Source organism: Desulfofundulus luciae (genome assembly GCF_030813795.1).
Lineage (GTDB): Bacteria > Bacillota > Desulfotomaculia > Desulfotomaculales > Desulfovirgulaceae > Desulfofundulus > Desulfofundulus luciae.
Genome location: NZ_JAUSUX010000018.1, coordinates 1 through 13,693 on the forward strand (window position 1 = coordinate 1; position 13,693 = coordinate 13,693).

Annotated in this window: 17 protein-coding genes; 2 read left to right on the forward strand and 15 right to left on the reverse strand. The window is 54.2% G+C overall.

Annotated elements, in window-relative coordinates; genetic code table 11:
- Positions 1–97: 97 nt before the first annotated feature.
- Positions 98–538: a Fur family transcriptional regulator gene (locus J2Z49_RS10490; protein WP_307402882.1), complete on the reverse strand. Its 441-nt coding sequence runs from the start codon at positions 536–538 to the stop codon at positions 98–100.
- 402 nt (positions 539–940) lie between these two features.
- Between J2Z49_RS10490 and J2Z49_RS10495 the strand changes: the two genes are divergently transcribed.
- The gene (locus tag J2Z49_RS10495; protein WP_307402883.1) at positions 941–1,984 is read left to right on the forward strand and encodes a potassium channel family protein; all 1,044 of its coding nucleotides are present in this window, start codon (positions 941–943) and stop codon (positions 1,982–1,984) included.
- 139 nt (positions 1,985–2,123) lie between these two features.
- On the opposite strand, the gene J2Z49_RS10500 is transcribed toward J2Z49_RS10495, so the two are convergent.
- Complete coding sequence (locus tag J2Z49_RS10500) at positions 2,124–2,819, reverse strand: DUF554 domain-containing protein (protein WP_307402884.1); 696 nt, start codon at positions 2,817–2,819, stop codon at positions 2,124–2,126.
- Between the two features lie 131 nt (positions 2,820–2,950).
- Positions 2,951–3,403: a ferritin-like domain-containing protein gene (locus J2Z49_RS10505; RefSeq protein ID WP_307402885.1), complete on the reverse strand. Its 453-nt coding sequence runs from the start codon at positions 3,401–3,403 to the stop codon at positions 2,951–2,953.
- 96 nt (positions 3,404–3,499) lie between these two features.
- On the opposite strand from J2Z49_RS10505, the gene J2Z49_RS10510 reads away from it, so the two are divergent.
- The gene (locus J2Z49_RS10510; protein ID WP_307402886.1) at positions 3,500–3,736 is read left to right on the forward strand and encodes a glutaredoxin family protein; all 237 of its coding nucleotides are present in this window, start codon (positions 3,500–3,502) and stop codon (positions 3,734–3,736) included.
- 92 nt (positions 3,737–3,828) lie between these two features.
- On the opposite strand, the gene trxA is transcribed toward J2Z49_RS10510, so the two are convergent.
- The 12 genes from trxA to J2Z49_RS10570 form a co-directional block, all read right to left on the reverse strand.
- On the reverse strand, positions 3,829–4,146 hold the full coding sequence (trxA, locus tag J2Z49_RS10515; RefSeq protein WP_307402887.1) for a thioredoxin: 318 nt from the start codon (positions 4,144–4,146) through the stop codon (positions 3,829–3,831).
- 66 nt (positions 4,147–4,212) lie between these two features.
- Positions 4,213–4,410, reverse strand: a complete 198-nt coding sequence (locus J2Z49_RS10520) for an FmdB family zinc ribbon protein (RefSeq protein WP_307402888.1) — start codon at positions 4,408–4,410, stop codon at positions 4,213–4,215.
- 38 nt (positions 4,411–4,448) lie between these two features.
- Positions 4,449–4,622 (reverse strand): indolepyruvate ferredoxin oxidoreductase subunit alpha, encoded by a 174-nt coding sequence (locus tag J2Z49_RS10525; RefSeq protein WP_121451128.1) that lies wholly within the window; start codon positions 4,620–4,622, stop codon positions 4,449–4,451.
- A gap of 181 nt (positions 4,623–4,803) precedes the next feature.
- Positions 4,804–5,571 (reverse strand): helix-turn-helix domain-containing protein, encoded by a 768-nt coding sequence (locus J2Z49_RS10530; RefSeq protein ID WP_307402890.1) that lies wholly within the window; start codon positions 5,569–5,571, stop codon positions 4,804–4,806.
- Between the two features lie 92 nt (positions 5,572–5,663).
- Positions 5,664–7,364 (reverse strand): peptidoglycan D,D-transpeptidase FtsI family protein, encoded by a 1,701-nt coding sequence (locus J2Z49_RS10535; protein WP_307402891.1) that lies wholly within the window; start codon positions 7,362–7,364, stop codon positions 5,664–5,666.
- A 47-nt stretch (positions 7,365–7,411) separates the two neighbouring features.
- The gene (locus J2Z49_RS10540) at positions 7,412–8,641 is read right to left on the reverse strand and encodes a peptidase U32 family protein (protein ID WP_307402893.1); all 1,230 of its coding nucleotides are present in this window, start codon (positions 8,639–8,641) and stop codon (positions 7,412–7,414) included.
- A 31-nt stretch (positions 8,642–8,672) separates the two neighbouring features.
- Positions 8,673–9,704 (reverse strand): endolytic transglycosylase MltG, encoded by a 1,032-nt coding sequence (gene mltG / locus J2Z49_RS10545; protein WP_307402895.1) that lies wholly within the window; start codon positions 9,702–9,704, stop codon positions 8,673–8,675.
- An 80-nt stretch (positions 9,705–9,784) separates the two neighbouring features.
- Complete coding sequence (locus J2Z49_RS10550) at positions 9,785–11,356, reverse strand: VanW family protein (protein ID WP_307402896.1); 1,572 nt, start codon at positions 11,354–11,356, stop codon at positions 9,785–9,787.
- Between the two features lie 203 nt (positions 11,357–11,559).
- Positions 11,560–11,859 carry a DUF1292 domain-containing protein gene (locus J2Z49_RS10555; protein ID WP_307402897.1) on the reverse strand — a complete coding sequence of 100 codons (300 nt, stop codon included), beginning with the start codon at positions 11,857–11,859 and terminating at the stop codon, positions 11,560–11,562.
- Between the two features lie 99 nt (positions 11,860–11,958).
- On the reverse strand, positions 11,959–12,396 hold the full coding sequence (gene ruvX, locus J2Z49_RS10560) for a Holliday junction resolvase RuvX (protein WP_307402968.1): 438 nt from the start codon (positions 12,394–12,396) through the stop codon (positions 11,959–11,961).
- 49 nt (positions 12,397–12,445) lie between these two features.
- The gene (locus tag J2Z49_RS10565) at positions 12,446–13,393 is read right to left on the reverse strand and encodes an aldo/keto reductase (protein ID WP_307402899.1); all 948 of its coding nucleotides are present in this window, start codon (positions 13,391–13,393) and stop codon (positions 12,446–12,448) included.
- Between the two features lie 27 nt (positions 13,394–13,420).
- Positions 13,421–13,690, reverse strand: a complete 270-nt coding sequence (locus tag J2Z49_RS10570; protein WP_121452497.1) for an IreB family regulatory phosphoprotein — start codon at positions 13,688–13,690, stop codon at positions 13,421–13,423.
- Between the last annotated feature and the right edge of the window lie 3 nt (positions 13,691–13,693).

A 13,693-nucleotide genomic window follows, 5' to 3' on the forward strand; every position in this document is an offset into this window, starting at 1 on the left:
AGCTTGATTTTTGGTGTTTTTTGGGCGCGTGAGGTCTCATTTCTTTTTCAGGGGGCTGATCCCCTTCTGGTGCCTACTGAAATTTTACACGGCCAACCTATTTTTGACATGCAGGGCAGAGGCCGTAAAAATCAACGGTAAAGGTTTCAACCCAGAAGCCTTCTATTTTTTTGGGAGGCGTTAGAGCTGGCAACCCGACTGGCAAATCGTAAACCCTGCCGCAGTTACGGCAAAGAAAATGATTGTGAGGTTTAGGATTCGGATCAAAACGCTTCCGCTCAGAGTCGATAGTAAGCTCCTGGATTCCCCCCTCCCGTCGAAGCACTTCTAAAGTTCCGTAAACCGTAGCCAGGGAAATAGAGGGCAGGCGCGGCTTAAGCTCCCGGAAAATTTCCTCTGCCGAAGGATGAGAAGTATTTCCTTCCAAAAAAGCCAAAATGGCCAGCCGCTGCGGGGTAGCACGCAAGCCGAAGCGCTTGAGCTTTTCGGCCAGGGCTGGTATGTATTCTTTTCTTCCCTTGTAGCTGCCTCGTTCCACAACCCTCGTCCTTCCCGAAGACAAGAATTGGTGAAAAAAACCCAGCGTTCGGCCCCAGTTTTGTTAAAGATTCATCTGCCGGATCTTTTTTGAAATGATTTTAATTTTAAATTCATTCCATATTATAAAGTTGACTCCTTCTTTTGTCAAGCTCATTTTCCGCAGTGATTCGCATTAACATTTTAAATGCTATAACCCATCGGCCTGAACGGCAGAACTGATAATCACCGCATACACGTTAAGAGAATTACCACGTTTCACGCCGAACACCTCCTGGAAAGGAAAAACCCGGTAAAATAGTCGGGCGTACGGATATTTTGCGGTTCCTGTTGCCGAAAAGGAAGGGAAATGTGGTGATGTGTGCAGAAAAAAATTATATTTCAGGTATGAGGAGGTCGACGAATGCGCCGCCCGAAACATACCAGTAGCAGTCATGCGGGAAGCGACGAGCGTATCGTCGCCGGGGCGCTGCGTTTTCTCGCGTACATTTCTGCTCTTGAAACCGTCATTTTTGTTATGGGCGTTCTCTTACTCACGCGTTTTGAACACTTAAGCCCGTTCGAAGCCTTTTACCTGGCTATCATTACTCTTACCACCGTTGGTTACGGTGATTATTATCCCGTGTCGGAACCGGGAAGGCTGGTGGCCTTAGTCCTGGCCGTTACCGGGGTCGGTTACCAGTGGCTTTCCTTATCAACAGTCGTGGCCATCCTGGTGGAAGGACACATCATCCGTTTTTTGGGGGAAAAACAAATGGAGCGCAAGATCGCCAGGCTTAAAAACCACGTGATAATTTGCGGCCTTGGACGCGCCGGTATGAGTGCCGTGAGACAACTCGAGCGCGAAGGAGTTCCTTTCGTCGGTATTGACCTTAACGAACGGCAGGTGGAATCCTTGCGGGAACACGGCCACCTGGCCATACCTGCCGATGCCACTGAGGACGAGACCCTCAAGGCAGCCGGCGTGGAACGGGCCAGGAGCCTCATTGCCGCGCTACCCCACGACCCGGACAACATTCTCATCGCCATGGCCGCCAAAGATCTTAACCCCAGCATCCGGGTGGTGGCCCGTGCCGACCGGCCAGAGAACATCAAACGCCTTAAGCGCGCCGGTGCCGACTGGGTTACCGCCGTAGGTGTTCCCGGTGGCACGCGGCTGGCTCTGGCCGCGCTCAAGCCTGCCGCGGTGGATTTTGTCTCCAGCATCCTCGAGCATCGCAACACTGATTACAAGCCGGAGGAATTGCTGATTGACGAAAGCTCACCGCTGGCCGGATGTTCCATTCGCGAGTCCCGTTTAAAAGAAGATTACGGCGCGCAGGTCTTAGCCATCATCCGGGAAAACGCCACCATCGTTAACCCTGAGGCTACAGAGAAGATCCAGCCAGGGGACATGATCATCGTTTTTGGGGACATAGAGAAGCTGGCTCCCCTTGCCTTTGGCTAGCAGACTGGTGCGCCTCGCCTGCACCTGCCTTTTACCACCAGGTCAACGCCCCTGCCGGGCGCACAAAAAAAACCGTTGAAAACGGTCTTCCACGAAAACCCTGCCTCCGTTCATCCCCTGATTGAAATCAATCCTAATTTTAATACTGCCTTGTCATTTCAATAACGGCTGTGATAATGGCTGCAATAAAAATGGCGGGTAAAAGGTTTCCTACTTTAATCCGGGCAGCCTTGATCATATTCAACCCAATAGCCACAATGAGGAGGCCACCGGTAGCGGTAAGCTCGGCCACCACCCAGGGGCTTAAGCCTGCACCGGCAACACGGGCGGCAAGGGTTATAGCACCCTGGTAGAGAAACACCGGAATAGCGGAAAAAAGCACCCCGATGCCCATAGTGGAGGCAAAAATTGCAGCGGCAATACCATCAAGCATTGCCTTGGCGATCAGGGTTTTGGGGTTGCCGGTCAGCCCGTCCTCGATAGCGCCCATTACGGCCATGGCGCCAACGCAAAAAATCAGGCTGGCGGTAACAAAGGCATAAGCTATGCCGCTCTCCCCGGAGCGGCCAAATCTGGCCTCGATGCGTTTCCCCAGGGACTCCAGCCTGCCCTCAATGTCCAAACCGGCTCCCACCACACCGCCCAGCGCAAGGCTGCCAATGACAATAAGCGGGTTTCTGGTTTGCAGGGCCATCTGGGCCCCAATCAGGATGACGGCCAGGCCGAGCCCCTGTATGACCGTATCACCCACTCTCTGCGGTATGCCTTTTTTAAGTAAGACACCGAGCAACGCACCTGCACAAATAGCTGCCGCGTTAATTAATGTGCCAACCAACTACAGTAGCTCCTTTCCGGTCAAAAAATAAGTTCGCTATATTTGAACAGGGTTCCTGCCAGAATGGAAAAAAAAGAACCGGCCTTTTGCATAGGGCCGGTTCCTTTAAGGAAATCCCGACTATACTTAACTTAACTGCAGTAGCACCCCATACCTTCCTTATTACCAGCAAAATACCGGTCTATCAGGCCGGCCAGAGTACGGGCGTGCCTGGCCTCATCCCGGGACGATTCGTCCATAATATCATGCACCGGGTCCAGATTTAACTCCTTGGCCCGTTTGGCCACTTCCTTCTTGCCCCGGTTGGCTTCCTGCTCCCCTTTAAGCATTTTAAGCAGATTTTCCCTGGTGCTTTCGAAAATCTTCCCGTTTAACTCGGCAAAATGGGCTGCATGCCAGGCCTCATCCATGGCAATGGATTTGAGTGCTTCTGCTACCTCGGGGTAGCCCTCCCGTTGCGCCTGCCGGGCCATGGCCAGGTAAATGCCCACCTCCCAGGTTTCACCCCGGAACTCCTTATCTACCGCCTCTTCCACTTGAGTGCCTCGAGCCACACCAAGCCGGTCCTCATTGAGTAGTTCCAACGGCCATTCCTCCTTCACCTGCGTATATAATTTATCCCAGGCTCAAAAAATAGAATTACCCGCAGGGGAAAAATCTATCCACCGGGAGGTATTTAAGTGACTACGGAACCAGTAACGGTGTATACCACCCCCACCTGACCCCACTGTCGCACGGTGAAAGAGTTTCTTTCCCAAAAAGGCGTGAAATTCACGGAAAAGAACGTGGCCGAGGACGAAATGGCCCGCAGTGAAATGGTACGTAAAACCGGCCGCCTGGCCGTGCCCACCATTACCGTGGGAGAACGGGTAGTGGTAGGGTTTAACCGGAGTGAACTGGAAAGGTTGTTGCATTAAATGCAGAAAAAAATGGCGGTGACCACCCATCCTGCGGCAGGCATCCGCATGACAGGCCACCGCCATTCCGGCTTTGAGTTTAAAAATCCGTTCTACAGCAGGCTTTCAAGCTTTTTAGCAAGGACCCCCTTGGGAGTATAGCCGACCATCTGGCCCACCACCTGTCCGGCCTTAAACATAATTAGCGTGGGAATGCTCATGACACCGTAACGGCCGGCCAGGACCCGGTTTTGATCCACGTTTACCTTGGCCACCTTTACCCGGCCGGCAAATTCGGCGGCCAGTTCATCAATAATGGGAGCCATACTGCGGCAGGGACCACACCAGGGCGCCCAGAAATCCACCAGTACCGGCAGGCTGGATTGTAAAACTTCCCTGTCAAAATTGCTTTCATTCAACTCCAGGGCCATAAAATTTTCACTCCTATCCTTGGATGATAGATTAAGAAGGGCTGCCAGCCCTTTAGATTAAATCCCTCAGCCGCCGGCAGAACCAGAACCGCTTTGCCCGCTACCGCAACTGCCGCCCTTTATGCGAACGGCACAGCCGGTAATCAACTGGCGTACATCCCGGCTCTGGCACTGGGGACAGGTAACCTTGTCCCGGTCATCAATCCCCACCAGCAGGGTAAATTTGTGGCTGCAACTGTTGCACTGGAAGTCGTAAATGGGCATCTATATACACACCTCCCTGAAAATTTTTGCTTCACAAATCAGGCAGCCGTAATGGCTCCGTTGGGGCAGATAAAAACGCATTCTTCACAATCCCGGCATAACTGGGGGTCAACCGTTGCCAGCCTGGCGGCAACGGTTATAGCTTCATAGGGACAAACGTGAGCACACGCCCCGCAGCCGGCACAAAGATCCTTTACTACATAGGCAGGCATGGATAAGCTGCCCCCCGTTTTTCTTCTATTATACTATATAATATTTTCGCCTGCAATATATAATTTTGGCTTAGATATGTTCACCATAGTTTACCATTACTCAAATAAGTCGTCAAGCTTTCCTTTACAGGCGAAAAATAAAAGGGGACGGCACCTGCGTAAAAGCAAAGCCGCTCCCTTCTCAGCATAAATCAGAGCGCTTAAAGAGTTGAATGAAATTCAAGACAAACTGTAACTCCTTCTGGGTGAGGTTGCAGACCAGGCTCAGCACCGACTGCACGTTAGGGTGCATGAGCAACTCGCGCAGTTCGGGGTTCATTAAACTGAGCATTTGATCCACTGCACCCGGTTCCATAATAAAGTAGCACGGGGAAACACCCATTACCTCGGACAGTTTTTCCAGCGTTTTGAGAGAAGGCTGCACTTTTCCCTGCTCGATCTGGCCAATTAGCCCGGCTGTAACCCCCGCCAGGTTGGCCAACTGGGCCTGGGTAAGCCCGTACTCTTCCCGGAGGGCCTTCAGCTTGTGGCCCAGAGAACCCTCCTGCCCCATGATGGAAGTGGGTGGCACTTCCAGTGCTTCGGCAATGCGCTTTAAGGTGCTTAAAGCTGGATAAACGGTACCGCGTTCAATTTCACTCAAGTAAGACAGGGAGATGCCCGCCCGGGTGGCCAGTTCCTGCAGGGAAAGGTTTTTTTCGCTGCGCATGATGCGAATCTTATCGCCCAAAGAAAGGCCGCTGTCCGCAACATCTCCCTCAATGAGCTTCGCCCTGGGTACATTCAGGGCGGCGGCCAGTTTCTCGATAGTTTTCAAAGAAGGGCGTTTGGAACCCCGCTCAATTTCGCTTAAATATGACAGGGAAAGATTCGCCCGCCGGGCCAAATCCTGCAGTGTATACCCCCGTTCTTCCCGCAGGGCACGTATTTTATCCCCCTTCACAATCATCCACAACACTCCCAAATCAAATTATACTATTATCCTACTATACTTTTACTAAGCAGTCAATGTATGAGGTAAAAATGATGAAGACGCCGGCCTTATTCCAGCGGTAGGGTGAGAATTTTCTCCATGATCTCCCGGAACACCGGGGCGGCCGTTTCTCCCCCGCTGGTCCCTTCCTCCACCAGAACCGTTACTACATAACGGGGATCTTGCAGGGGAGCATAACCGGTAAACCAGGCATTTACCTTACCCCGGCCGTCCACCTGGGCAGAGCCGGTCTTCCCGGCACTGCCGTAACCGGGCACATAGGCCTTGCGGCCAACACCTTCCGTGGTCACCAGCTTCAACATCTCCTTTACCTGGGCGGCCGTGGAGGCGGGAATGGCCCTGTGACCGGGCCCCGGGGGGAAAGAGCGGGTCACCTGGCCGACATCGTTGCGCAACTCTCGGACCAGCCGCGGCTGCACATACACACCGTCGTTAACAATAACATTCATCATGGCCGTGATCTGTACCGGAGTAGCCAGCACCGGCCCCTGACCCAAACTGCTATTGACCAGGTTGTGGGGTGCGGCAACCACCTGCCAGTTCTGCCGCCCATCCCGGGGTACAGGATAACCGGTAATCGTTTGATTATCCAGCCCGAAACGGCCGGCATAGTCGATCAGTTTCCCGGCCCCCAGTTTTAATCCCACCCGGGCAAACACCGGGTTGCAGGATTCGGCAAAGGCCTGGCTAAAACTAACGACACCGTGACCGGGATCATACCAGCAGCGTACAGGCTGATCCAGACTCCCCCGGCAATTAAACTGGCTGTCGGGTTTAACAATTCCTTCCGCCAGGGCAGCAGCGGCCACCACCACCTTGAATACTGAACCGGGAGTAAACAGGGCCGTAGTTTGATCGGTGAAGGTACCTGTCTCGCCCAGGGTAAGGTACCTGGCCAGGCCACCGGGACGGGGATCGTAACAGGGGCGGCTGGCCAGGGCCAGGATATCCCCGGTATGGGGCTCCATAACCACCACTGCCCCTTTCTTTATCCGCCGATCCATTATTTCCTCCACCACCCGCTGGATCCTGGCGTCCAGGGTGGTAACCAGGTGCTGCCGTCCCGGATCCATCGACTGGAGATCAACGGCAACGCCCAGTCCCGGTATGGGCCTGCCGGCGGCATCAACGAAGAGCCGGGCGGCACTTTTGGGCCGGGTGGCCTTGAGTTCACCTTCGTAATATTTTTCCAGGCCGGCCTGGCCGACCCAGTCGCTCAAACTGTAGCTCTTCCGGCTTTTGACACTCAAGGCGTCCAGCACTTCTCTTGACTGAACCCGTCCCAGGTAACCGACCACCCCGGCGGCCAGGGGTGCGGGACCGTAGCGCAGGTGGACCGGCAACACCAAAACACCGGGCCATTGGTGCTCCCGGATGGCCTTTACCTGGCCGGGGGTTAGGGAAAAGGGTAGATAACAGGGCTGTCCGTCAAAATATGGGGCTATTTTTTCCACCGGCAACCCCAAAATCCCGGCCAGGGAAGTAATGACCGCCTGCCTGTCCCGGATCAGCCCGGGAAAAACCACCACCCGGTTGGCATCAAAACTGCCGGTCAAAGGTTGTAAACGCCGGTCCAGGATTTCTCCCCGGGGATATTCTTCCAGAAGTACCGGCTGAGTTTCCCTTTCCAGGGCTAAAAAGGCATAGTCACTCCCCCGGCCCATCTGAATAAAGGCCAGATGGATAAGCAAAAAGGCAAAGCAAAACAGGAAAAGGGAAAAAAGGATGACCAGGCGCCTTCCCTGCACAGTTCCACATCCTGCACCATTTTTATCCAATAGCATGGCCCGGCGAACTAATTATTATACTCTTCCCGGCGGCGCAAAAGGCTCCAGGGCTGAACGGGCCGGGGCAGGGAGAGAAAAACCCTTTGCCGGGGATGGGGTGCCGCATCAATGGGGCTCACTTCTTCGTCGTATAAACCGGTCAATACAAAGGAAAATGTCTGCCCGCCGGGAAGCAGCACCTCCAGCTCTTCACCCCGGGCAAAACGGTTCCGTTGTTCCACCAGGGCCAGTCCCCTGGCGGGGTCATACTCCCGTACCACACCGACAAAAGTATAGGGCCGGCGGTAAATGGAGTCCACCGCACCCTGGGCCGCTTTTGCCGGCTTACCGGTGAAAAAACCGGTGGTGTATTCCCGGTGGCTGACCTTGCCCAGTTCTTCCAGCCACCGCTCCTGAACCTGAAAGCGGGCCGGATCTGCCCGGCAGTCGTCCAGGGCCTGGCGGTAGACGCTGACCACGGTGGCAACATAATGCACGCTTTTGACCCGGCCCTCAATTTTTAAACTGTCAACTCCGGCCTCCACCAATTGGGGAATATACTCCAAGAGACAGAGATCCCGGGAACTCAAAATATAGGTGCCCCGGGAACCCTCTTCTACGGGAAAGTACTCCCCCGGCCGCTTTTCTTCCACCAGGGCATAGCGCCAGCGGCAGGCCTGGGCACAGTCCCCCCGGTTGGCATCCCGACCGGTCATGTAGTTGCTCAACAGGCAGCGTCCGGAATAGGAGATACACATGGCCCCGTGGACAAAAACTTCCAGGGGCACCTGCACCTGCCGGCGAATTTCCCGGATTTCCTCCAGGGTAAGCTCCCGGGCCAGGACAATCCGCGACACTCCCTGCTCCTGCCAGAAACGGGCGGCCATCCAGTTGGTGGTACTGGCCTGGGTGCTCAGGTGCACCGGTAATTCGGGGGTTATTTCCCGGACCAGGGCCAGCACACCGGGATCGGAAACAATCACAGCATCCACCCCGATTTCCTCCAGTTGCCGTAGGTACGCGGGCAGGTCATCCAGATCCCGGTTGTGGGCAAAAATATTCACCGTAACATAGACCTTCACTCCCCGGGCATGGGCAAACTCCACTCCCACAGCCATTTCCTCCAGGGTAAAGTTCCCGGCCCTTTCCCGCAGGCCGAACTGCTTCCCGCCCAGGTAAACGGCATCGGCGCCGTAAATCACGGCTGCCTGCAGTTTTTCCAGATCCCCGGCCGGAGCCAGGAGTTCCGGAACAGCCATACCAGAATCACCTTCATTCAGTGCCCCTATCTTAGCGTATGTATTTTCGCTTATTGGCGTTATGCTCGTCCAGGGTACTGGCAAAAGCATGGGTACCGTCGGGTCTGGCTACATAATACAGGTAACTGGTTTTGGCCGGCTGCACGGCGGCCAGCAGGGAGGCTTCCCCCGGACAAGCTATGGGACCTGGAGGAAGACCCCTGATCAGGTATGTGTTATAGGGGGAATCCACCTCCAGATCTTTATAGTACAGTTTTGCCCTTTGACTGCCCAGGGCATACTGTACCGTGGCATCGATCTGTAAAGGCATGTCCCGCTTTAAGCGGTTAAAAATAACGCCGGCTATCAGCGGGCGCTCCCGGTCCACCCGGGCCTCCCGCTCCACCATGGAGGCGATGATCACTGCCTGATGCAGGGTTAAGCCGGCTGCCTTTACCTTCCGGTAATAATCCATTTCCTTTAACTTCCGGTCAAAACGGGATAACATGAGATCTATGACTTCATGGGCGCTGGTGTTGCTTCCCACCCGATAGGTATCAGGGAACAGGTACCCCTCCAGCCGGTTCGGTCCCGCCGGAAGACCATGCAAAAAGGGATAGTCAAACGTGTCCCCGGCGGCTGCAGCCAGGAAATCCCGGCGGGTTACCAGACCCTCCCTTTCCAACAGTTCGGCAATTTGTTTCAGGTTAAATCCTTCGGGAATGGTAAAAACACGCCCCTCATCGGGTCCTTTAACCAGTTCGTTAACAATCTCCGGCAGGGATTGGGCGGTGGAGAAAGTGTAAGGGCCCGCCTTGAGCCTGCCGTCAACACCTTTTAGCCGGGTATAAAAGTTAAAAAACCAGGCACTGTGCACCAGTCCCTCTTCATGAAGAATACGTCCGATGTTACTGCTGGAAGCAGACCGGGGAATGGTTACGTTTACGGATCGACCCTGACCGGAGGTCACCGGGGATAACATTCCGAAAATGTATATCAATACAAAAAGCCCCCAAAGAGCTATACCTCCGGCCAGCAGCCGCTTTTTTTCCCTTTGCTTGAAGACACTTTGCAAGTCTTTCATTTTGCTACCTGCCTGTTTTAATTACCACATTATATATCAATCCCCGTGTCGATACAATGGCCCTGAAAACAAGCCGGGTTTTACAGGGAACCGGCCGGGGGGGCTACTTCGGGTTCGCTGCCGTTACCCTCCGGGGATTGTTGTTCCGGTGGAACCGTACCCTCACCATTGGCCGGCTCCGGTGATTTTTCCGGGGGCTTTATATCTTCCCCACCCGCAGGTGTTTTTCCGGGGGAAGCGCCTGGAGCCGGTGGCTCTTTATCCGGCCGTGGTTTCTGTCCGGGTGAAGGCGGGGGAACCACCGGTCCGGTACTCGGTTCCCTGGTACCTATAGCCACCACCTGGTTCACCGGCTCATAAAAACTACCCGGGAGCCGTTCAGTATACAAACGGCCGTTTTCCCTCACTACACGCTCGGTTACTACCCGGTAACCCCGGACACCCTTTTGCTTGACCACCTGTTCTCCCCGCTCCAGATTGGGGTCAGGCTCCCGTACAACCTTTGGCTCCAGAACCTCCGTTATCCGGGTGCGGATTTCCACCGGTACCTTGTAATCGGTATTTCCGTAAATTTTGAAAGTTAGCCGCCCGCCGTTAACGACGGAACGGATATAAACATAACTTTCAGTATTATTGCGGAAGCGAAAATCAATGTCCCCGTAAACCACCGTCGCATCCCGGCCCACGGGAACATAGGAGACGGGCAGGGAATGGTTGGTACGCTCCAGTACCTCCAGGTTCGCCAGCAGGACCGCATTGTACAGGGTGCTGCTTACCTGGCACACTCCTCCCCCAAGGCCATCCACCAGCCGGTTGTTGACAATCACCTTGGCGTTTTTATAGCCGGCTTCGGAACTCCTGGGTCCGACCACCCTGTTAAAGGAAACTTCCTGCCCCGGCGGGACGAGCAATCCATCAAGGGCCGCCGCAGCCACCCGGATATTATAAGCCCGCTCTGTATAGGAAGCATCAAAACGAGTGGTATAGGAAGAAAGAAGACCTTTAAGCCCCATAGCCTGGACCTCTTCCGTGGTGGTCCGGGGCTTCACGTGCACCATGTTAAGTTGAATTTCCGGTTTTTTACCGGCGGAAAGGGCAGAGAGCAAATCCCGGTAGGCCCGTTCTTCATCCACTTTCATCCCGTCGCGGCCGGGAATGATTTCAATGCGCTCATCGGGCAGAACCCGAAAGGCGGCGTCCCGGGGCGGGGTGGCGATTTCTCCGGCCAGGGCGTTGAGTTTTTGACTGAATTTCTGCCTGCTGAGAACCACCATCAGAGGAAGCTCGTAACCTTCCTTCTTGATTTTCCACTGCCTGTACCACTGCAACCACCATTGTGCATCCCGGCCGGCCTGCAGTGCCCCGGTTAACATGGCCTGCGTGTCCAGACGCAAACCAATTTCCGGTGGGGAAAAGGTCCAGCTACGGTCCCGGTAATGAAAAACAACCGGCGTGGTATTCAGCTTTTCCTCCAGGGAAGCCAGGGCCCGCCGGCACGCTTCCCTGTCCATACCAGACAGGTCTATACCGGCTGCCCGGACGCCGGGGACAACCCGCTCACGGCTGTAAACAGAGGTGGCACCGACGGCGCCGGCCGCCAGAAAAATACAGATAATAAAGCCGACGATGATAAGAAGATAAGTCCTCCTCATTTTCTCCCCCCTGTCTTAAGACGACATAAAGGGCAAAAAAGTTCCATCCACACGTTCATGATATTTAAAATATAAGCTACCTGTGAAGGGGGACAGTGTGTAACATGCCGGCGATAAGGGCAGGTTGAAAATAAAAAAGCTGGATGATCCAGGTGTCCCTGTCCCCAGCTCTTCTCTACCTGTGGTGAACTACCCTGTCCCAATCAGGAATCCTCACCGGCAACCATTTCCTCCCAGTAGTCTGCTACCTTTTCCCATTCCTCGTCATCTTCAATATCGACCAGGATTTCGTTCCCGTCCTCATCTGTTTCAAACTTGAGGATAATGGCCTCTCCTTCTTCCTCATCCTCCCCCTCATCGTCAGCGGCCGCTTGAAGGGGGAGTAAGATGGCGTATTTTGAACCATCCAGATGTACAATATCGATAACCTCAAAATCCTGCTCCTGGCCGTCTTCATCCACCAGCGTGATTACCTCTTCCAGTTCCAGTTCTTGATCGGCCATATCCCTCACCTCTTTTTAACAAGTTGTGCCTATTCTATATCAAGAGCAACCTTTTTGTCAAGAAACGAGCTACTAAAAGCTTCACTGGATCATATAGAGTTAATTTTCCCCATTTTGGAGCTTTTTATTCCGGGAATCCAAATAGTTCTGCAAAATAACCGCCGCTGCCATTTTGTCAATGATTTTCTTGCGCTTGGCCCGGCTGACATCGGCGGCCAGCAAAATCCTTTCCGCACTTGCTGTACTGAGACGCTCGTCCCAGGTTTCCACCGGCAGGCCCAGTTCGGCACCGATTTGGTGGGCAAAATCGAGCACCATTTGACCCTGCCTGCCGAGGGTACCGTTCATATTACGGGGCAAGCCCACCACTATTAGCTCCACCTGGTAATCCTGAACCAGTTTTTTTAATTCCGCCGTCACGTGGCCTTCTGGCCGGTCCCGGCGAATAACCCCTACGCCTTGAGCCGTCCACCCCAGGGGATCGCTCACCGCCACCCCAATAGTTTTCTCGCCTACGTCCAACCCCAGTATACGCAAAGGCAAAAGCTATTCCTCTCTTTCCTGTGACCATGGATAAGTCTTTAGATTAGATTACCTTTATACAGAAATCGGGGCAAACGGTTCCACAGTATCCACATAGGCGGCACTTTAAAGGATCAACCGCCGCCCGCCCGCCGGTCAGGAACAACGCCCCCGCCCCGCACCTTTCCACGCAGCGCCCGCAGCCGCTGCACCAATCCTCAATATGCAAACGGCGTTTTTGACGCCCTACCCTGGCCCAGAGCCCGGATGGAACCGGCATCCCGCTGAAAACTGCCACGTTGAAATCCACTTCCGCCACGGTCCGCATTCCCACGGCCACACTGGCCAACTGGGGAATGCCGAGGACAAAAGCAAGCGCTTCCTGCGCCCTGGGTATGAGATGCCCTCCCCCTAAAGCCTTCATGCCGTATATACCCTTGCCAAAGCTGGCGGCCTCGGCAATGGCTGCCAGCATATCCTCTCTGGTTCCTCCCTGAATGCCAATCCCGGCTATATTGATAATTGGATGGATGATATCAAATTCAGCTATGCGGGCCGCCGCCCGTACACCCTCCACACTGTGGGTGGAGACGCCGATGGCCCTTACCAGTCCTTCTTTCCTGGCCTTTAATAGATACTCCACCGCTTCCCAGTGCCCCCGGATGGTCAGGGCCGATTCCTGCTCGTGGAGGAGAAAAATATCGATATATTCCCTGTGAAGGGCCCTCAATGCTCCTTCCAGGCTCTGCCGCATCCCCTGCCAGGTATAAGCATAGGATTTGGAGGCAACTACTATTTCTCCCGCCCAGCCCCTGGTGGCTTCATAAATATAAGGGTAGGTCTGGTAATACTCGGCTGTATCAATAAAATTCACACCTGCTTCCAGCGCCCGGCGGATCACCGCTGCACCCTTATCCACCGGGAGGGCGGCCTGCAGTGGGCCAACTGTAAGGGCACCGAAACAAAGGCGGGATACTTTTATCCCCGTTCGACCCAGTATCCGGTACTCCAAAAGGTGTTTCCTTCTTTCTAAAAACCTCTAAATAGCTTCTGCATCCTTTAAATAGCTTCTCACCAGCTCTTCCAGCAGTTCGTCCCGTTCCAGCCGCCTGATTTTGCTGCGGGCATTGTTGTGGCTGGTAATATAGGCCGGGTCCCCGGACAATAAATAGCCTACAAGCTGGTTGATCGGATTGTATCCTTTTTCTTTCAGCGCGGCATACACCGAAAGCAGTATTTCCTTCGCCTGGTTTACTTCCTCCGCTTCAACTTTGAACATAACGGTATTTTCGGAAGTTTCCCTGCTCACGGC

What these genes read in the sequence shown, in the direction of transcription:
- J2Z49_RS10525 (WP_121451128.1), bottom strand. Translation starts at nt 4,622, where the DNA reads ATGCCTGCCTATGTAGTAAAGGATCTTTGTGCCGGCTGCGGGGCGTGT.
- J2Z49_RS10555 (WP_307402897.1), bottom strand. Translation starts at nt 11,859, where the DNA reads ATGGCCGATCAAGAACTGGAACTGGAAGAGGTAATCACGCTGGTGGAT.
- J2Z49_RS10495 (WP_307402883.1), top strand. Translation starts at nt 941, where the DNA reads ATGCGCCGCCCGAAACATACCAGTAGCAGTCATGCGGGAAGCGACGAG.
- mltG (WP_307402895.1), bottom strand. Translation starts at nt 9,704, where the DNA reads ATGAAAGACTTGCAAAGTGTCTTCAAGCAAAGGGAAAAAAAGCGGCTG.
- J2Z49_RS10550 (WP_307402896.1), bottom strand. Translation starts at nt 11,356, where the DNA reads ATGAGGAGGACTTATCTTCTTATCATCGTCGGCTTTATTATCTGTATT.
- trxA (WP_307402887.1), bottom strand. Translation starts at nt 4,146, where the DNA reads ATGGCCCTGGAGTTGAATGAAAGCAATTTTGACAGGGAAGTTTTACAA.
- J2Z49_RS10540 (WP_307402893.1), bottom strand. Translation starts at nt 8,641, where the DNA reads ATGGCTGTTCCGGAACTCCTGGCTCCGGCCGGGGATCTGGAAAAACTG.
- J2Z49_RS10520 (WP_307402888.1), bottom strand. Translation starts at nt 4,410, where the DNA reads ATGCCCATTTACGACTTCCAGTGCAACAGTTGCAGCCACAAATTTACC.
- J2Z49_RS10530 (WP_307402890.1), bottom strand. Translation starts at nt 5,571, where the DNA reads ATGATTGTGAAGGGGGATAAAATACGTGCCCTGCGGGAAGAACGGGGG.